Source organism: Candidatus Izimaplasma bacterium HR1, from assembly GCA_000755705.1.
GTDB lineage: Bacteria > Bacillota_I > Bacilli_A > Izemoplasmatales > Izemoplasmataceae > Xianfuyuplasma.
On the sequence record CP009415.1, the window covers coordinates 504,223 to 522,590 of the forward strand.

At 31.1% G+C, this 18,368-nt stretch carries 19 protein-coding genes; 17 read left to right on the forward strand and 2 right to left on the reverse strand.

The window, feature by feature from the left end; all coding sequences use genetic code 11:
* Nucleotides 1-6 precede the first annotated feature (6 nt).
* The 10 genes from KQ51_RS02610 (at nt 7) to KQ51_RS02655 (ending at nt 11,138) form a co-directional block, all read left to right on the forward strand.
* Nucleotides 7-1,101: a hypothetical protein gene (locus tag KQ51_RS02610; protein WP_038468546.1), complete on the forward strand. Its 1,095-nt coding sequence runs from the start codon at nt 7-9 to the stop codon at nt 1,099-1,101.
* Nucleotides 1,102-1,230: 129 nt separating this feature from the next.
* A complete protein-coding gene (locus tag KQ51_RS02615; protein ID WP_038468549.1) occupies nt 1,231-2,745 on the forward strand; it encodes a bifunctional ADP-dependent NAD(P)H-hydrate dehydratase/NAD(P)H-hydrate epimerase in 1,515 nt (504 codons plus the stop codon).
* Entirely contained in the window at nt 2,732-3,502 is a 771-nt protein-coding gene (locus tag KQ51_RS02620) for an endonuclease/exonuclease/phosphatase family protein (protein ID WP_038468552.1), read from the forward strand. Before KQ51_RS02615 ends, KQ51_RS02620 begins: the two co-directional genes overlap by 14 nt.
* A 65-nt stretch (nt 3,503-3,567) precedes the next feature.
* On the forward strand, nt 3,568-4,164 hold the full coding sequence (thpR, locus tag KQ51_RS02625) for an RNA 2',3'-cyclic phosphodiesterase (RefSeq protein ID WP_038468554.1): 597 nt from the start codon (nt 3,568-3,570) through the stop codon (nt 4,162-4,164).
* Between the two features lie 15 nt (nt 4,165-4,179).
* A complete protein-coding gene (locus tag KQ51_RS02630) occupies nt 4,180-4,590 on the forward strand; it encodes an acyl-CoA thioesterase (RefSeq protein WP_038468557.1) in 411 nt (136 codons plus the stop codon).
* A gap of 129 nt (nt 4,591-4,719) precedes the next feature.
* Nucleotides 4,720-6,231, forward strand: coding sequence for a histidine ammonia-lyase (gene hutH / locus KQ51_RS02635; protein WP_038468560.1), 1,512 nt, complete (start codon nt 4,720-4,722; stop codon nt 6,229-6,231).
* An 11-nt stretch (nt 6,232-6,242) separates the two neighbouring features.
* Entirely contained in the window at nt 6,243-8,267 is a 2,025-nt protein-coding gene (locus KQ51_RS02640; protein ID WP_038468563.1) for a urocanate hydratase, read from the forward strand.
* The gene (ftcD, locus tag KQ51_RS02645; protein ID WP_038468566.1) at nt 8,264-9,226 is read left to right on the forward strand and encodes a glutamate formimidoyltransferase; all 963 of its coding nucleotides are present in this window, start codon (nt 8,264-8,266) and stop codon (nt 9,224-9,226) included. The genes KQ51_RS02640 and ftcD overlap by 4 nt, the downstream gene beginning before the upstream one ends.
* Before the next feature lie 11 nt (nt 9,227-9,237).
* A complete protein-coding gene (gene hutI, locus KQ51_RS02650) occupies nt 9,238-10,491 on the forward strand; it encodes an imidazolonepropionase (protein WP_038468569.1) in 1,254 nt (417 codons plus the stop codon).
* Between the two features lie 8 nt (nt 10,492-10,499).
* Nucleotides 10,500-11,138 carry a cyclodeaminase/cyclohydrolase family protein gene (locus KQ51_RS02655; protein WP_038468571.1) on the forward strand — a complete coding sequence of 213 codons (639 nt, stop codon included), beginning with the start codon at nt 10,500-10,502 and terminating at the stop codon, nt 11,136-11,138.
* 30 nt (nt 11,139-11,168) lie between these two features.
* Here KQ51_RS02655 and KQ51_RS02660 read toward each other — a convergent pair whose 3' ends face one another.
* Complete coding sequence (locus KQ51_RS02660) at nt 11,169-11,396, reverse strand: (2Fe-2S)-binding protein (protein WP_052609094.1); 228 nt, start codon at nt 11,394-11,396, stop codon at nt 11,169-11,171.
* Between the two features lie 77 nt (nt 11,397-11,473).
* Between KQ51_RS02660 and KQ51_RS02665 the strand changes: the two genes are divergently transcribed.
* The 6 genes from KQ51_RS02665 (at nt 11,474) to KQ51_RS02690 (ending at nt 16,500) form a co-directional block, all read left to right on the forward strand.
* Nucleotides 11,474-12,487 (forward strand): hypothetical protein, encoded by a 1,014-nt coding sequence (locus tag KQ51_RS02665; protein WP_038468574.1) that lies wholly within the window; start codon nt 11,474-11,476, stop codon nt 12,485-12,487.
* A gap of 137 nt (nt 12,488-12,624) precedes the next feature.
* A complete protein-coding gene (gene trhA, locus KQ51_RS02670) occupies nt 12,625-13,245 on the forward strand; it encodes a PAQR family membrane homeostasis protein TrhA (RefSeq protein ID WP_038468577.1) in 621 nt (206 codons plus the stop codon).
* 12 nt (nt 13,246-13,257) lie between these two features.
* Nucleotides 13,258-14,103 carry a DegV family protein gene (locus tag KQ51_RS02675; RefSeq protein WP_038468580.1) on the forward strand — a complete coding sequence of 282 codons (846 nt, stop codon included), beginning with the start codon at nt 13,258-13,260 and terminating at the stop codon, nt 14,101-14,103.
* A gap of 11 nt (nt 14,104-14,114) precedes the next feature.
* Nucleotides 14,115-14,963, forward strand: a complete 849-nt coding sequence (locus KQ51_RS02680; protein ID WP_038468583.1) for a DegV family protein — start codon at nt 14,115-14,117, stop codon at nt 14,961-14,963.
* A 105-nt stretch (nt 14,964-15,068) separates the two neighbouring features.
* Nucleotides 15,069-15,914: a DegV family protein gene (locus KQ51_RS02685; protein WP_038468586.1), complete on the forward strand. Its 846-nt coding sequence runs from the start codon at nt 15,069-15,071 to the stop codon at nt 15,912-15,914.
* A 97-nt stretch (nt 15,915-16,011) separates the two neighbouring features.
* Nucleotides 16,012-16,500 carry a DegV family protein gene (locus KQ51_RS02690; protein WP_038468589.1) on the forward strand — a complete coding sequence of 163 codons (489 nt, stop codon included), beginning with the start codon at nt 16,012-16,014 and terminating at the stop codon, nt 16,498-16,500.
* Nucleotides 16,501-16,533: 33 nt separating this feature from the next.
* Here the strand turns inward: KQ51_RS02690 and KQ51_RS02695 are convergent, their stop codons facing one another.
* Nucleotides 16,534-17,676: a DUF362 domain-containing protein gene (locus KQ51_RS02695; RefSeq protein ID WP_038468592.1), complete on the reverse strand. Its 1,143-nt coding sequence runs from the start codon at nt 17,674-17,676 to the stop codon at nt 16,534-16,536.
* An 87-nt stretch (nt 17,677-17,763) separates the two neighbouring features.
* On the opposite strand from KQ51_RS02695, the gene KQ51_RS02700 reads away from it, so the two are divergent.
* A complete protein-coding gene (locus tag KQ51_RS02700) occupies nt 17,764-18,309 on the forward strand; it encodes a uridine kinase family protein (RefSeq protein WP_052609096.1) in 546 nt (181 codons plus the stop codon).
* Nucleotides 18,310-18,368 lie beyond the last annotated feature (59 nt).

Consider the following 18,368-nt stretch of genomic DNA (forward strand, 5'->3'; position numbering starts at 1 on the left):
AATTATATGAAAAAATTATTATTTATAGGACTAGCATTAATAACTGCATTCACACTAAGTGGATGTACAACAGCAGACAACGAAAATTTAGAAATTTTAGCAGCAGATCTAGGTAGTGAAGAAAGCCTTGCTACTTTATCATATTTATCAACAGGATTCTTAGATTTCAGTACAGAAGCAGTTGTTGCTTCTAACATGTCATTCTTAAGTGCTACTGATGGGGTTGCAGAACCAACAACAGTTATAGAGGGAGAATTGGACGAAGTAAATGTTTATATCGATCGTTTAAAAGCTCTAATCGATAATGGTGTAGAAAGTTTTGGTAGTGTATTAGAAGAAGAAAGTGATAATGAATTATATGCTTTCAAACTTACATTTACTGTAAATGAAGAAGTCTATGTTATTTATTACAATATTGATGAGGTAACTAATGAAATGACAGGTATTATTGTTATTGGTGATGTTGAATACGAGTTTGAAGTTATGGATAACATCAAAGAATATGAACATAATCAAGAAGATAAACCAGAAAGTCACAAAGAAGAAGACGATGAAGATGATGAGGAAAATACCAATGGAAATCGTAATACCTCAGACGATAATGAAGTAGATACTGAGGATTTAGATTCTGAAGACGATGATGAAGTAGATACTGAAGATAACGAAACAAAAATGGTATTAATCGCTACAAATGGTGAAGATACAATTAAAATAATTTATAAAAATGAACTTGAAGATGGTGAATTTGAAACTAAGTTCTACATTGAACAAACAATTGATGGAATCGAAAAACGAGTAACATTGAAAATTGAAGTAGAAAATAATGAAACAAAAGTCAAAATTACAGATGGTGAAGATGAATATACCTTCAAAAAAGAATTAGAAGAAGAAGGTACAGTTTATAAACTTCAATATGAAGTTGATGGTGTAAAAGGTATGGTTAGAATTACAGAAGTTGTAGATGAAGAAGGAAATATCACTTATGAATACTTCATCCAAGAAGCTGGAAGAGAAAAGCATACTGAAAAACAAGAACCAAATTCACATTTCGATGATGAAGATGAAGAAGAGAACGAAGATGAAGAAGAGAGTGAAGCCTAAACTCTCACTAAAGTCCACCTTTATAAATTAGCAAACCCAGTCTAATATAGACTGGGTTTGCTTTATATAATTACCAGTAAATTTATATTATTTACAAATATGATATAATATAGATGAGAAGGTGATTTTATGAGAGATCTACAAATAGTTAGCGCTCAAGAAATGCGTCTATTAGATAAACTAACACTCAAAGAAAAAGAAATGACATCTTATGAATTAATGAATCATGCGGGTAGGAGTATCTCAAACTACTTAATGATAAATGATATGTTTTCTAGTACAGATTCTATTTTAGTAATTGCCGGTACAGGTAATAACGGAGGAGATGCTTTAGTCATAGCATTGTCGCTTTTAGAACAAAATATTATTCCTAATGTTATTATTGTTGGTAATTTAGAAAATGAATCTGTGGAAAATCAAGAAGCTTTAGAAACTCTCAAAGTTAAAACAACTGCCATAACTTATGTATCTAGCGAAGAAGACATTGATGCTTTCACAAGTTTAGTTGATACTGCAACGATTATTATTGATGGAATATTTGGGATAGGACTAAGCTCCGATGTTAGAGATTATTACTCAAAAGTAATCACAATAATTAATCGTAGCTATGCACAAGTTATTAGCATCGATTTACCTTCTGGGATAAATGCAGATAACGGATTAGTCATGAAAGCAGCTGTAAAAGCTGATCATACAATTGTTATCCAAAACTATAAACAAGGTAATCTTCTTAATGATGCCTTAGATTATTCAGGACAACTTCACTTATTAGATATCGGAATCTTGCAAACATTATACGAAGAACCACAAGTTTTACTTCACAAATCATATTTGAAAAACAAACTAAACAAAAGAGTTAAGAATTCTCATAAGTATCATTTTGGTAACATCTTAACTATTGGTGGTTCTAAAGGAATGATGGGAGCTCCGTTATTAGCAGGAATATCTGCTTTATATACTGGGTCAGGGTTGTCAGCTGTTTCATATAACGAAAAGTACTTACATCATATTCATAACATTTATCCAGAAGTTATGGTGAATACTTATATTGGAATAGAAGATATTCCATCACAAGTGCGTAAAAGATCAGCAGTAATATTTGGTCCAGGTTTAGGACAAAACGATGAAGTGAATCTAGATGTTCTGAATTACTTACTTTCCTTAGATATTCCATTAATAATTGATGCTGACGGGATATTCTACTTAAAGCAATTATTGAAAGAATATAGCACCAGAAAGAATATAATTATAACTCCTCATAACCAAGAGATGGCAACTTTTCTGGGCATAGATATCGAGGATGTTAAACAAGAACCAGTTTTATTTGCTAAGAACATTGCTCATACATATAATCTAACTGTGGTTTTAAAAGGAGTTTGCACAATTATTACAAACAACGAAGAATCATACTTTAGCATTCATGGTAATCCTGGGATGGCTACAGCAGGTACTGGAGATGTTCTGTCTGGGATTATTGCGAGTTTACTAGGTCGTGGATACTCTCCACTAGAAGCTGCAAAAATTGGTGTACTAATACATTCGAAAGCTGGAGAATTGGCTTCTCATAAATACGGAGAAGAGTCTATGACGGCTACTGATGTTATAAAGAATATATATAAGGTAATAAGAGATGCGAAGTCTTAAATTACTTACACTAAACCTTCACTGTTTAGAAGAAGATAATATAAAAGAAAAGCAAATATTTATCATAGAAGAAATCCTGAAGAAAGATGTTGATATTATATTTCTACAGGAAGTAGCACAATATACTGATTCTAAAACCGTTTATGAGAATGTAAAAGAATCTAATTATGGATATCAACTTCAGCAACTACTAAAAGAAAATGGGAAAGAATATTATTTCTACTTTGATACAATTAAACACTCTTTTGACAAATATGATGAAGGGGTAGCTATCCTTTCTAAACATATTCTTTATGATGTGAAAGGAAACTACATATCTAAATCTCAAGATTATGATTATTGGAGAACAAGAAAAATGATTAAAGGAGACATTCATCGGTTGGATAAGAAAATATCTTTAGTTAGCGCACATCTTGGTTGGTCTGACAAATATGAAGTGTTTGAAGACCAAATAGATCGTTTGCTTACACATGTTGATGATAATCATGTACTTCTTATAGCTGGAGATTTTAATGTTTCTCCAAAAACTAAAGAGTATAGTTATATTATTAATAGAGGATTATCAGATCTATTTGGAAGCAATCCAAAATTCTTATTTGAACCTACTCATATTAAAGATATGGATCTTCATAAAGGTGAAACTAGGATAGATTATTTGTTTGCGAACATGAAATTAGAAGTATTAAGAAGAGAAGTATTGTTCAATAAGAATAGAGTTAGTGATCATTATGGAGTTTATATCGAGATAAGATTATAAAAATTAAGAAGGTTGCTCAAGCATCCTTTTTTTGTGCTATAATTATTATATAGTGAGGTGGTTCGATGAGAGTTTTTATAGCCATAGAGTTTGAAGACCAAGTCAAAAGATATCTTAAGGAAGTCCAAGATATTGTTAAAACGACCACTTATAATGGGAATTTTACCCATTACAATAATTTCCATCTCACTGTAAAATATATCGGTGAAATATATAATGGTGAGTATCAAGATCTATGTCAGTGTATTGATGACATTTGCTCAAATACTGCACCTTTTTCTATAAAAATAGGTGATTTAGGTTTCTTTAATAAGAAGTCCACAAACATTGTTTGGGTGGGAATTACTCGTGGAAAAGAAGAATTTGCGAGACTACATAAAATAACTGACACAGAAACAAATAGAAGTGGGTTCCCACTAGAATTACGTAAATTTAGACCACATGTAACAATTGCTAAAAAAGTTATCTTTAATAATGGAGCTGTGGCAGGAGGATTACCTTATTTTAAAGAGGAAATCGAAGTTGAAAAACTCACATTGTTCCAATCTCATAGAGTTGATGGGGTTTTAACTTATACTCCTCTATATACCCAGTTTTTAACCGGTGAAGAAGTTTGGAGACCTGCTAAAAACGTTAAGACAAATCTATTTGTAACTCAATAAGTAAGTGGTGATAATATGATACATAAAAAGAAATTAGAACTAAGATACAGTGATAGTGATCAAATGGGTGTAGTATATCATGCTAACTATTTTTCGTTCTTTGAACAAGGTCGTACTGAGATGTTAAAAGCTTTTGGAATAGATTATTATGAAATTGAAAATAGAGGTTTTATCTTCCCTGTTAGAGATGTAAATTGCACATATCTTAAAAGTGTTCGCCTTGGTGAAGAAATCTATGTGGTTACTAGTATTGTGAAAATTACTAAAGTGAGAATTGATTTCTCTCATGAATTAGTAACTAGTAATAATGAGTTGAAAGCTAAAGGAAATACTTCAATTATTTCTGTTAGGAAGAATGATTTTAGTATAGCCAAAATGGATATATATTTACCTGAAGTTTATGCATTAAAAGACAAAATAAAATAGATTATTTTGTCTTTTTTTATTCTATAACACTTTATCGCTTTACCGGACTAAAGTGCTAAAATAGGCCATTTAGTTCTTTTGTTATCGCTTTCACTACTGTATAATATTATTACAAGGTAGGTGACCAAAATGATAACATTAAATGGTAGAGGTTTAAATCTCGAGAAATTTATAGAAATTTCTCGATTTAAGGAAGAAGTGGCAATTGGTGAGGAACAGCGTTTACTCGTTTTAAAAGCACACCAATATGTACATGATGTTGTACGTAGTGAGAAACCAGTATATGGAATAAATACTGGATTTGGTAAATTAAGTGATATGTCTGTCTCTAGAGAAGATGTTAGTAAATTACAAGAGAATCTATTAAAATCTCATGCTTGTGGAGTAGGAAATCCATTTTCTGATGAAATAGTTAGAGGGATGATGCTTTTACGAGTTAATGCTTTGATTAGAGGAAATAGTGGTATTAGAATTGAAGTATTAGAAAAAATAGTTGAGATGTTGAATAAAAATGTATGTCCAGTTGTTTTTGAAAAAGGTAGTCTTGGAGCTAGTGGTGATTTAGCACCTCTTTCTCATATGAGTCTTCCGATTATTGGACTTGGTGAATGTTTTTATAAAGGTGAAAGAATGAGCACTATTGATGCTTTTAATAAAGCAGAAATAACACCAATCTCAAACCTCTTGGCAAAAGAAGGATTAAGCTTGATTAATGGTACTCAAGCAATGACAAGTGTTGGGGCTTTTACATTATATGACACAACTAAATTAGCTAAATTAGCTGACTTAAGTTTAAGCTTAACTATGGAAGCTCTACACGGAATTATTGATGCCTACGATGAGAGAGTTCATTTAGTAAGAGGTCACATTGGACAAATTAATGTAGCTGCTCATGTTAAAGTTTTACTTGAAGGAAGCGAAAATATAACTCGTCAAGGTGAAGAACGTGTTCAAGATGCTTATTCTATAAGATGCGCTCCACAAGTACACGGAGCTACCGTAGATGCTATTGAATTCGTTAAAGAGAAAATTGAAATTGAGATGAATGCGGTTACTGATAATCCTATCATTTTTGCTGAAGATGGGATTGCAATAAGTGCTGGTAATTTTCATGGGCAACCTTTAGCATTACCGTTTGATTACTTAGGTATTGCAATAAGTGAATTAGCTAATATTAGTGAAAGACGTTTAGAAAGACTAGTAAATCCAAGTTTAAGTAATGGACTTCCACCTTTCCTCGTTAAGAATCCGGGAATAAATAGTGGGTTTATGATAGTACAATATAGCGCAGCTTCACTTGTAAGCGAAAATAAAGTATTATCTCATCCTGCTAGTGTTGATTCAATTCCTAGTAGTGCTAATCAAGAAGATCATGTAAGTATGGGTACAATTGGTGCTAGAAAAGCAAATTCTATTTTAGGGAATGCTCGTAAAGTAATTGCTATGGAAATATTTACTGCTTGCCAAGCTATTGATTTAAAAAAGGCTCATAATTTAGGTAAATATACTAAAAAGGCTTATACTAAAGTAAGAGAATATATTCCATTTATTGACAATGACGTAATAATGTATCCTCATATTCATAAAGTTGAAGAATTGATTACTAGTGATGAATTATTTGAATATGTATTTAATAAATAGAGGTGATTTAAATGAATGAACAAAGAGAATATAACTTAGGTGATATTTTTTCAGAATTACCTAAGAAAAAACCATTTGTTGAAGGAATAAGAAGAGCTCCGAAAAGAGAATTTGTTTTAACTAAAGATGAAACTAAATTAGCTTTAAAGAACGCTTTAAGATATGTCCCTAAGAAATGGCATAATGAACTAGCTCCAGAATTTCTTGAAGAATTATTAACTAAAGGAAGAATATATGGATATAGATTCCGTCCCATTGAAAGAATCTTTGGTAAACCAATTGATGATTACAAGGGACAAATAGTGGAAGGGAAAGCCTTCCAAGTTATGATTGATAATAATCTTGATAATGAGATAGCTTTATATCCCTACGAATTAGTTACCTACGGTGAAACAGGAAGAGTTATGCAAAACTGGATGCAATATCATTTAGTAAAGAAATATTTAGAAGAAATGAATGATACACAAACTCTAGTTGTTATGTCTGGACATCCTCTAGGATTGTTTAAATCACACAAAACTTCTTCCAGAGTAATTTTAAGTAATGGTTTAATGATAGGGCAGTTTAATGATAGTGATAATTGGAATAGAGCGGCACAATTAGGTGTAGCTAATTATGGACAAATGACTGCAGGGGGTTGGATGTATATCGGTCCTCAAGGAATTGTTCATGGAACATATTCAACATTGTTAAATGCAGGTAGAAGTAAACTTGGAATACCTGAAAACGAGAATTTAGCTGGTAAATTATTTGTTACTTCTGGTTTAGGAGGAATGAGTGGTGCTCAAGGTAAAGCAGTTGAGATTAGTGGTGGTGTAGGTATTATAGCCGAAGTAGATCCATCTCGAATCGAAACAAGATTTAACCAAGGTTGGGTATCATATGTTGCAAACACGCCAAAAGAAGCATTTGATAAAGCTAAAGAATATATGGTAAATAAAAAACCATTAGCTATCGCTTATAGTGGTAATATTGTGGAAATACTAGAATACGCTGTTAAAGAAAATATCCATATCGATTTACTAAGTGATCAAACTAGTTGTCACGCAGTTTATGAAGGTGGATATTGTCCAGTGGGAATTACTTTCAAAGAAAGAACTGAATTGCTTGCTCATAATAAGAATAAATTTAAGGAACTAATAGATTTAGGATTAGAAAGACATTATAAGGCAATCAAAGCAATTTCTAAAAATGGAACATATTTCTTTGATTATGGTAATAGCTTTATGAAAGCTATTTATGATAGTGGAATCACTGATATCTGTGCAAATGGTAATAATGACTTAGATGGATTTATCTGGCCAAGTTATGTTGAAGATATCATGGGGCCTATCTTATTTGATTATGGATATGGACCATTTAGATGGGTATGTCTATCTAGAAGCGATGAGGATCTAAGAAAAACTGATAAAGCTGCTATGGATCAAATTGATAAAGATCGTAGATTTCAAGATTTAGATAATTATAACTGGATCAAAGATGCTGAAAAAAACAATTTAGTTGTTGGAACAAAAGCAAGAATTCTATATCAAGACGCATATGGAAGATTAAAAATTGCCCTTAAATTTAATGATATGGTACGAAATAATGAAGTTGGACCAATCATGTTAGGGAGAGATCATCATGATACCGGTGGTACCGATTCACCGTTTAGAGAAACTTCAAATATTAAAGATGGTTCAAACGTTATGAGTGAAATGGCTACTCATGTAGCCCTAGGAAATGCCTCAAGAGGTATGAGTTTAGTTGCACTTCATAATGGTGGTGGAGTTGGAATTGGTAAAGTAATTAATGGTGGTTATGGAATGGTATTGGACGGAAGTAAAAGAGTTGACGAAATTCTAGAAAACGCAATGCTGTTTGATGTAATGGGTGGAGTTTCGAGACGTTCTTGGGCTCGTAATGAAAATGCTATATCAACTGCAAAAGAGTATAATAACTTGGATAATAATTCGGAAATTACAATTCCATATTTAACTGAAGAAGAACTTGTTAGTAATTTAGTTAACAAGAATTACGTAAAAGGTGGTAAATAATGAAAATAGTACAATGTGTTCCTAATTTTAGTGAAGGAAGAGATTTAGAAAAAGTAGAAGAAATTGTAAGTGTATTAAAGAATAAAGAAGGATTTAAGTTAGTTAGTTATGAACCAGATAAAGATTATAATAGAACTGTAGTAACTTTGCTTGGAAACCCTAATGATATCATTGAAGCTTTAATACCTTTTACCAAAAAGTGTTTAGACCTAATTGATATGAATCACCAAACAGGAGAACATTCAAGAATGGGTGCAATAGATGTAATACCATTTATTCCAATCCAAGATACAACAATGGATGAATGTGTTGAATATGCAAACACGGTAGCTAAAAAGATAAATGAAGAGTTTTCTATTCCTATCTTTATGTATGCTGAAGCAGCAAACATTAAAGCTAGAGTTAAATTACCTAATATCCGTAAAGGTGAATTTGAAGGAATGAAAGAAAAAATCAAATTAGAAAAATGGTATCCTGATTATGGTAATGCAGAAATTCATCCAACATTTGGGGTTATTGGTGTTGGTGCTCGAATTCCTTTAATTGCTTACAACATTGATTTGGATACAGAAAATACTAAAAGAACTGGGTTTATTGCTAGAACTATTCGTTTTAGTAGTGGAGGATATCGTTTTATTCAAGCCGGTCCTGTATTCTTAGAATCAAGAGGACACACGCAAGTTACGATGAATATCTTGGATTATACTAAGAATCCAATTTACCGTGTATTAGAAGCGGTTAAGATGGAAGCTAGAAGATATAATATTAATGTACCTTCATGTGAATTAGTTGGTTTAATCCCTAAAACAGCCTTATTAAAGACGATTAAATATTACTTCCAAGTAGAAGGAAGAGATTTCAATGAAGATATGTCATTAGAAGAAATAACTAAATACAGTATTGAGTATATTGGATTTAGAGATTTTGATAAATCAAAAATAATAGAAGCAAATATCTAAGGAGGTCTTTTATGGTTGCTGATACAATAATTTACAATATCAAGGAAATTATTACACCACACCGTTCTTTAGCTCATCGTGGTAAAGAAATGCGTCAGCTAGAAAGTGTTAAAGATGCTTTCATCGCAATTAGAAAAGGTAAGATAATTGATTATGGAAAAGGTAATCACTCTAAATATCTAAGTGATACTACTTATCTTCATGATGCACACAACTGTATAGTTATACCGGGGCTAATTGATTCTCACACCCATTTAGTACATGGGGGCAGTAGAGAACATGAGTTTGGTAAAAAAATCAAAGGAGTGCCATACTTAGATATCTTAAAACAAGGTGGTGGAATCCTTAGTACAGTGGAAGCTACTAGAAATAGTGATTTTGGTACTTTATTTCAAAAAGCTCGTAAATCATTAGATGAGATGTTGTTACTCGGAGTTACTACTGTGGAGGCAAAATCTGGTTACGGTCTTAACTATGAAACAGAAGTAAAGCAATTAGAAGTAGCTAAGAAACTAAATGAGATACATCCAATAGATGTTATCTCAACATACCTTGGAGCGCATGCAGTTCCAACAGAGTACAAAGACAATAAAGATGAATATATAAATGCAGTTATAAAAGATATGGCTTTAATAAGAAATAATGACCTTGCTGAAAGCGTAGATGTCTTTTGTGAAGATAGTGTCTATAACTTAGAAGATACAAGGAAAATCGTTGAAGCCGCAAAAAAACTAGGTTTCTTTGTAAGATTACATGCAGATGAAATTCATCCGATGGGTGGTTTAGGTTTAGCAGTTGAATTAAATGCTTCAAGTGCTGATCATTTAATTGCTGCAAGTAATGAAGATATTAAAAAGTTATCTAAAAGTAAAACTGTGGCTAACTTATTGCCATCAACATCATTTTATCTAAATAAGGATTTTGCTAACGCTCGTAAAATGATTGATGAAGGGTGCATTGTATCATTATCAAGTGACTATAATCCAGGTAGTTCTCCTTCAGAAAACTTGCAATTCTCAATGCAATTAGGTTGTAATAAAATGAGATTACGACCAAAAGAAGTTTTAACTGCAGTTACAATTAATCCAGCTTATGGTCTCGGATTAAAAGAAAAAGTAGGAAGTATTGCAAAAGGCAAAAATGCTGATATCGTAATAATGGATGCTTCTAACTTAGAATATATTATGTATCACTTTGGAGTAAATCATACCAAAGATGTATTTAAGAATGGAAAATTAGTCGTTAAAGACAGACAAATAATATAGGTGGTAATATGAAATTAATAGAATTAAAAGTAAATGAATTTATCAATGTAGTAGATTCAAAAAGTCCAGCTCCTGGAGGAGGAAGCGTTGCTGCTCTTTCTGGAAGTTTATCAAGTGCACTAGCAAACATGGTTTCACATTTAACAATTGGTAAAAAGAAATTTAGAGCTTTAGATGAAAAAATCCAACTAGAAGTTAAAGAAGCAATGGTTGTTTTAGAATCAAAAAAGGAAGAATATGCAAAGTTAATCGATAAAGACACAGAAGCATTCAATATGATTATGGCTGCTTTCAAACTTCCTAAGGAAACAGATGAAGATAAAAAAATAAGAGCTGATAAAATAGAAGAAGCAACAATTATTGCAATTGAAGTACCTCGAGAAGTTGCTGAAAATGGAAAATCAATTCTACCAGCCTTAGAGCAATTGTTCACATATGGTAATCAAAATTGTTTAAGTGATTTAGGTGTAAGTGCATTATTATTACACACTACAATTATTGGAGCAGTGATGAACATGAAGATAAACCTTTCTGGATTAAAATGTGAAGATTTAGTAAGTAGTTATCAAAAGGTTATTGATGAGTTAACTGCATTTAGTAATAATGAAGTCTTATCATTTGTTAATAAAGTATATAATAAACTATAAAAAAACGAGCAGATATTCTGCTCGTTTTTATTATCTTCTTTTACCTAATTCATCTTTTATTACATCTTCTACAAGTGGTTGACAAAGGCCACATCCGCTTCCTGCTTCTGTCGCTTGTTTTACAGATACAAAGCGTCTTCGTCCTTCTCTAACAACTTTTCTAATTTTTCTTTCTGTTACTTGCTTACAAAGGCATAAAACTCCTTGTTCATCTGCTTCTTGTTTCTTAAGTTTAATATATGATTCTCTTTTATCCATAATATCACCACATTTTCTAAGATGTATTGTATAATATAGTATAACATAACATAGTATGAAAAGTTAAAGGTGATTTGATGGGTAAAAACGCTTATGTTACATTTATAATTAGAAATGATTCTTATATGCCAGGAGCACTTGTTTTTGGTTATGCTTTAAGATTACAAAATACTGTAAATGATCTTATTTGTATAGTATCAGAGAATATCTCAGAAAGAGCGATCAAAGCGTTAAAAGTTATATATGATGACGTATTAGTAATTGATGAACTATATGTTGCTCATGATCGAAGACACGAAAGACAGGATAGACCTTTCTTGTTTTCGCGGTTTAATACTTTTAGATTAGGTAAAGATGGTGACTTAGGAAAAGCTTATGATAAAATCATCTTAGCAGACTGTGATCACTTACCATTAAGAGGATTTGACGAATTATTTAATTTAAGAGCTCCAGCGGGTATTATTAATGAGAGAAAAGAACATTGCTTAGAGTTTGTTGATGGGAAGTATATTATTCCTGAAAGTGTAGAAAAAACAGGAACTTGGAACTGGCATGATATTTATAAGGATGTTCCACATGGAACGTTAGTACCGAAAATAATGACTGATAGAGTGCTAACTGATCCAACTAATTTAGGGATTAACACTTCTATATGTCTATTTGAGCCTACAATGGAATTGTATGATTCAATTATGGACGATTTACTTCAAACTGAAGTTCAAGATAGAATATCTTCTTATAACTGGCCTGAAATGCAGTACATTACAGGTAAGTGTAGTGGCGAATGGACTAATATTGATTTAAAATACTCTTCATTTAATGGTTATCCTAAAATAGATGTTTTATACGGTATTCACTTTGCTGGGTTAAAACCTTGGAGTATAAAGAATAAGAGTGTTAAATCATTTGGAAAATTCGAGGATTATCAATTATGGAATCACACATTTGTTAGAATGATGAATGATAATCCAATATTAAGTGATAATGGTAAACTACGCCGAATTAATACATTTATTGGTGATTTACTAAAAGATCCAAAATATCAATTTAAAAAGAAAAATGTACCACATTTGAAACATTTCTTTGAATAAGTCTCATATATGTTGAGGCTTTTTTTTATTTCCTTTGATTACCTTGACAGATAGAGTAATTTTTGATAAATTATTATGTGAGATATAGTAATTACGCATAGTAATTATTTCGAGTAAACTGGAGAGGGAGAAACATCATGAAAAAAACATCTTTAGGAGAGTTAATAGCTAACGCAATTTCTCATGGAGTAGGCGTTATATTCGCAATAACTGCTCTAGTTATACTGATTATAAAAAGTGATACAACACCAGAAATTTTATCAAGTATAGTATTTGGTTTATCACTAATTATGCTTTATTTAAGTAGTACTTTGTTTCATTCTTTTCCCGAAAAGATGACAAGAGTATTTACCGTTTTTCAAAGATTAGATCATTCAAGTATCTTTTTATTAATATCTGGAACATATACACCATTCTTAATCTTAGTTGTTGATAATCTAACAGGATATATCCTACTGGGAATACTTTGGGCTATAACTATTGTTGGGATTGTTTTTAAAGCGATATGGATAGATAAATTTAAATATGTTCATTTATCAATTTATCTATTAATGGGTTGGAGTATTATTTTTGTATATAACGATGTTATTGATGGTATTGGTGATTGTTTCTTATATCTTTTATTAGGAGGAATCAGTTATACATTAGGTGTTGCTTTTTATGTATCTAGATTTAAATATGCACACTTTGTATGGCATCTCTTTGTTTTAGGCGGAAGTGTTTTTCACTTCGTTTGTGTATTAATGATTTTAAGTTGAAGGAGGCTTATTATGAATTATAGAATAGTAGTTGATAGTACGGTTTATTTGTCTGAAGAGGAATTCAAAAGTTATGGGATAAAACGAGCAAGTTTAAACATTATTGATAAAGATGAATCATTTAAAGAGTTAAGTGTGGATAAGAAATTTGTTTTCGAAAGATTAGATAATGGACATCACTTAACTACAAGCCAACCTTCACCAGGAGAATTCTTTGATATTTATGAGGAATTGTTAAGTGAAGGTGTTGAAAAGATTTTTGTTGTTACTTTAGCAGAACCATTAAGTGGTACTTATCAAAGTGCTACTTTAGCAAGAACAATGTTAGATAATCCAAATAAAGTTCATATTTTCAAATCACAAATGGCAGCTTTTGGTAACGAAATGTTGGTTCTTGAAATTCAAAGACTGATTAATGAAGGTAAAGAAGAAAAAGAGATTATTGAATTTATTACTAAATTGAATAGTAAATCTAATTTGATATTTACACTTGAAAATCTTCATTACATAGCACGTAGTGGAAGATTATCAAGAGCAAAAGCTTTAATTGGTACTGTTTTAAGGGTAAAACCTTTAATTCGTATGATTGATGGGAAACTAGATTTGTTTAAATCTGAAAGAACTCACAAGAAAGTGATTACGAATATTATTAATAATATGAAGGAAACTACCAAAGGGGCTAAGACTATTTATGTTAGAATTCTTAGTCACAATTCTATTGAACAAGCAAAAGCTTTAGAAGCAAAAATCAATGAAACATTTAATAATATAAAATTATCTTTCAACGAGTACCTAGGACCTATCTTTAGTCTGCATCTTGGATCTGTAGGATATGGTATTTCTTGGTGTGTTGAATAAAAGGAGCAATGATGGGAAAAATCGGAATTGTAATTGATAGTACTGTTTATCTATCACAAGAACTGATAGATGATAACAACATTGGTGTTGCATCTTTAAATGTTATTAATGGTGTGGATTCTTATAAGGAACTAGATATTGATAATAAGTTTGTTTGGGACATGCAAGATAAGGGAGCACACTGGAAAACAAGCCAACCCTCACCAGGTGAATTCTTAGAAATATTTGAAAGAATGATTAGTGAAGGTTACGATAAAATTTTCTGTGTTTTATTATCAAAAAATATTTCAGGTACTTATCAAAGTGCATTGCTAGCAAAAAAAATGTTAGGTGATTCAACAAAAGTGCATTTGTTTGACACTATGCTTTGCGCCTATGGAACTGCGATGATTACGCTTGAGTTAATAGAAATGGTAAATGAGAATAAAACTGAAGAAGTAATTGTTGAAAGAATAACAAGAATTATAGGAACCTCAGTGCAAATGTTCTCAGTGCAAAATCTATTCTCTTTAGTAAAAGGAGGACGTTTAAGTGTAGCAAGAGCTACAATTGGAACAGTTCTTCGAATTAAACCAATTATCAAAGTAATTGATGGTAAACTTCAACTTGTCAAGAGTGAAAGAACCCACAAAAAAATCTTCAGGTATTTCATGGAACATATTAATAAGTCATTAATTGATCATAAAAAAATTACATTTTACGTTTTAAGCCAACACTCACTTGAAACTGCAAAACAAGTAAGAGAACTGTTTGAAGAAGAATATCCTGGGTGTAAAATTATTTTTTCTGAATATCTCGGACCAGTATTTAGTATTCATGTTGGAAAAAAAGGATATGGAATTAGCTATTTTGTAGAATAAAAAGACACTTTAAAAGTGTCTTTTTTTTAAATTACTCTATCACGTTATGTATTGTAATGGGTAAAAATTTCCTATATAATCAAGAATAGAAATATAGGTGATTATATGAGAAAAATAGCAATCGTTACAGATAGCACTGCTGTAATGGGAAATAAGTTTATTGAAAACGAAAAAGATTTATACACTGTTCCTTTACAGATTCTATTTGGGGAAGAAGAAGTATACCGTGATGGTATCGATTTAACTAGTGAGGAATTCTTTACTAAGATATCAAATATACGAATTCTACCTACTACTAGCCAACCAAGTGTTGGTGCTGTTTTAGAATTGTTTAATGAGTTGGTAAAAGAATATGATGAAATATTATATATCACAATTAGCTCTAATATTAGTGGTACTTATAATACAGGGCTACTTGCGGCTAACCAATTAAAAGATAAGAAAATTGAAGTTTTTGATAGTTTACATACAGCAGTAATACAAAAAATGTATGTGGAAGAAGCTTTAAAAATGGCTAAAGAAGGAACGCATGTAGATAGCATTATTAAGAAACTTAAAAAAATGAGAAAGAACAGTGAAATCTACTTAGTTGTTGATAATCTACGCCATTTAGGACGTACTGGGCGTGTAAATAATATGGGAGCTATTGTTGGGGCATTACTAAAAATCAAACCAATTTTAACTTTTGAAGAAGGATATATAAACTTAAGAAAAAAAGTTAGAACTTTGAATAGAGCATATTTAGAAGTAGTTTCTATTCTAGGTGATAGAGAGTTAAACGATTCCTCTCGAATCATGATTGCCCATGCAAATGGGATTGAGAATGCAATAAGAGTAAAAGAGGCTATCGAAGTAATTCATCCAGATAAAATAATTGAAATTGATGAGTTATCTCCAGTAATTGGTGTTCATACAGGACCTAATACAGTTGGAGTTGCATGGATAAAATAGGTGGAAACTTAGTTTCTCACCTTTTTTTTGACAAAAAATTTTATTATGTTATTATATATGAGTGAACTTTCATATAAGTTCGTGGGAGGTATTTTTTATGAAAATAGCATACATAGTTGATGGATCTATAGACTTATCTCCATCAACCATTGCTTTAGAAAACGTTTATTCTATACCGTTTAAAGGTTATGATCAAACAGGAGAATTAGGAAATATTGAAAATATAAGATTACTTGAAAAAATTCAGAAGCAAGAAATTAAGCAGTATATAGAGCCTACACCTGGTATCTATAGGGATTTGTATAAGAGTTTAAAAAGAGATGGGTACGATTATATTGTATGCATTCCTCAAAAAAGAAACATTAGTTCCTCTTATATGAATGCCGAATACGCTAGTAGATTTTGTAGTGAGTATGTATTGGTAATTGATGCTTCAGACTATGAATTGGATAGTAAGGAAATATTTGATAACCTATTAAATGATAAAGAAATCAAAGATTATTTATTCACAATTGATTTTAGTTTTGATCAATTGTTTGAAGGAATTAGAAAAGTATTAGGTAACTTGAAACTATTGAAAATATAAAAAAAAGTAGACTAATTTCTACCTTTTTTTTATTTATTTTAGTAATTTAAGACCATATATTACTTTACCAATAAATGGAGTTTTTGTTTGAATGGCACTATAGGGACACATTTCTTGGCAACAATAACATCTAATACATTTTGAGTAATCATAAACAGGTGGTACCGATTTATCATCATTATTGAAAGTTAATGCTTTATCATCTAATGGGCAAACATCGACACATATACCACACTTTTTGCAATCTATTTCCTTAATATAAGGCTTTCTAAGTACATGCTTATTTAGTAACCCGAATGGAGTTTTTTCAGTGTGTTTTACTTTATCTCGAGGAATATCAAATTCTTTGTTGATAAAGGAATTTATTTCTTCGCCAATTATTTCGATATCTTCATAACTACCAAGACCATATTCTTGTCCATATGTCATGGTAGGTAACCTTGTTGGATCTAAATCAATCATTTTACAGAAAACCGCATCCAAAGCAACTGGATCTTTTGATATTATAATAGTATTCATTGGGGTAGGTGTTCCGTTTCTAGGTCCATTTCCTTCCATTGCGATTATACCATCTAAGATATGTAAATCGATTTTAAGATATAAATCTAAATCGATAAGCATTTCTGCAAAGTTATATGCATTTTGGAATCTAGCATGCATTTTAGCTTTGTTGAAACCTACTACAGTCCCAAATGGATTTTTTACAGCTCCAGTTATTCGCTGAAGAGCATGTGATTTCATTTTGGGAAGATTAATAATTGCATCTGCTTCAAATACAGCATTTGCAATTTCGAGAGAGTTTGTAGCATGTCCTTCTAATTCAACAGTTTTTCCAGATGCAAAATCTCCGATTGGTGTATTGTATTTGTCAGCTACTTCTTTGATTCCGCATTTGGCAGCTACTTTTGTTGGATTACCGATTCCAGGTGAATCACCATAGAATACGTCATAGTCATTTTCTTTCATGAGTTTTAATACAGCCTCAAAAACGACAGGGTGGGTTGTAGCAGCATTTTTCTTATCTGTACCTACCACAAGATTGGGTTTAAGTAGCACTTTCTTACTTTTAGGAATAATGCTTTCTATTCCTCCTAATTCATTAATTGCCCATTTTATTTTTGGATATATTTTATCTAAATCATATTCTTTGCATCTTAATATTACTACTTTGCTCATATTATCACCCTTTAGATTTCATTATATCAAAAGTTCTTTATTATCAAAATATTATTTTTTTGTGTTAAAATCAATATAGGTGATTATATGAAAAAACTAATTGAGTATATTAATAATAATAAGAACAAAGTTATTGCCTTAGATGGTCCTAGTGGGTCTGGGAAAAGTACAACAGCAAAATATCTAGAAGAACATTTCGATGTTCTTGTATTTCACACAGATGATTATTTTCTTCCTATGGAGAGAAAAACTAGGAATAGGTTAAATCAACCAGGAGGAAATCTTGATTATGAAAGAATGGAAGAGGAAGTTTTTAAACATCTTAAAGATGAGGTGATAATATCAAATTTCTTTAACTGTATGAGTAATGAGTTAGAAAAGAGACAACCTGCAAAAAAGAAATCTATCATTATAGTAGAAGGAGTATATTCTCTGCATCCAAGATTTCAAAAATATTATGATTTTAAAGTATATTTTGATATAGATAGAGAACATCAGTACAATCGTATCCAAGAGCGTAGTGGAGACTTTATGTTAGAGAGATTTAAAAAGGAATGGATACCTTTAGAGGATAAGTATTTTGATGAACTTAATATAAAAAAGAATGTAGACCTTTACATAAAAAATCACTAAATATTCATACTTTTTTATATTTCATTATGTTATAATAATTAGGCAACTTGGAGAGGTGA

Bases quoted from the DNA above. Each gene is read 5' to 3' on its own strand.
- KQ51_RS02610 (WP_038468546.1), top strand. From the start codon at position 7: ATGAAAAAATTATTATTTATAGGACTAGCATTAATAACTGCATTCACA.
- KQ51_RS02615 (WP_038468549.1), top strand. From the start codon at position 1,231: ATGAGAGATCTACAAATAGTTAGCGCTCAAGAAATGCGTCTATTAGAT.
- KQ51_RS02620 (WP_038468552.1), top strand. From the start codon at position 2,732: ATGCGAAGTCTTAAATTACTTACACTAAACCTTCACTGTTTAGAAGAA.
- thpR (WP_038468554.1), top strand. From the start codon at position 3,568: ATGAGAGTTTTTATAGCCATAGAGTTTGAAGACCAAGTCAAAAGATAT.
- KQ51_RS02630 (WP_038468557.1), top strand. From the start codon at position 4,180: ATGATACATAAAAAGAAATTAGAACTAAGATACAGTGATAGTGATCAA.
- hutH (WP_038468560.1), top strand. From the start codon at position 4,720: ATGATAACATTAAATGGTAGAGGTTTAAATCTCGAGAAATTTATAGAA.
- KQ51_RS02640 (WP_038468563.1), top strand. From the start codon at position 6,243: ATGAATGAACAAAGAGAATATAACTTAGGTGATATTTTTTCAGAATTA.
- hutI (WP_038468569.1), top strand. From the start codon at position 9,238: ATGGTTGCTGATACAATAATTTACAATATCAAGGAAATTATTACACCA.
- KQ51_RS02655 (WP_038468571.1), top strand. From the start codon at position 10,500: ATGAAATTAATAGAATTAAAAGTAAATGAATTTATCAATGTAGTAGAT.
- KQ51_RS02660 (WP_052609094.1), bottom strand. From the start codon at position 11,396: ATGGATAAAAGAGAATCATATATTAAACTTAAGAAACAAGAAGCAGAT.
- KQ51_RS02665 (WP_038468574.1), top strand. From the start codon at position 11,474: ATGGGTAAAAACGCTTATGTTACATTTATAATTAGAAATGATTCTTAT.
- trhA (WP_038468577.1), top strand. From the start codon at position 12,625: ATGAAAAAAACATCTTTAGGAGAGTTAATAGCTAACGCAATTTCTCAT.
- KQ51_RS02675 (WP_038468580.1), top strand. From the start codon at position 13,258: ATGAATTATAGAATAGTAGTTGATAGTACGGTTTATTTGTCTGAAGAG.
- KQ51_RS02680 (WP_038468583.1), top strand. From the start codon at position 14,115: ATGGGAAAAATCGGAATTGTAATTGATAGTACTGTTTATCTATCACAA.
- KQ51_RS02685 (WP_038468586.1), top strand. From the start codon at position 15,069: ATGAGAAAAATAGCAATCGTTACAGATAGCACTGCTGTAATGGGAAAT.
- KQ51_RS02690 (WP_038468589.1), top strand. From the start codon at position 16,012: ATGAAAATAGCATACATAGTTGATGGATCTATAGACTTATCTCCATCA.
- KQ51_RS02695 (WP_038468592.1), bottom strand. From the start codon at position 17,676: ATGAGCAAAGTAGTAATATTAAGATGCAAAGAATATGATTTAGATAAA.
- KQ51_RS02700 (WP_052609096.1), top strand. From the start codon at position 17,764: ATGAAAAAACTAATTGAGTATATTAATAATAATAAGAACAAAGTTATT.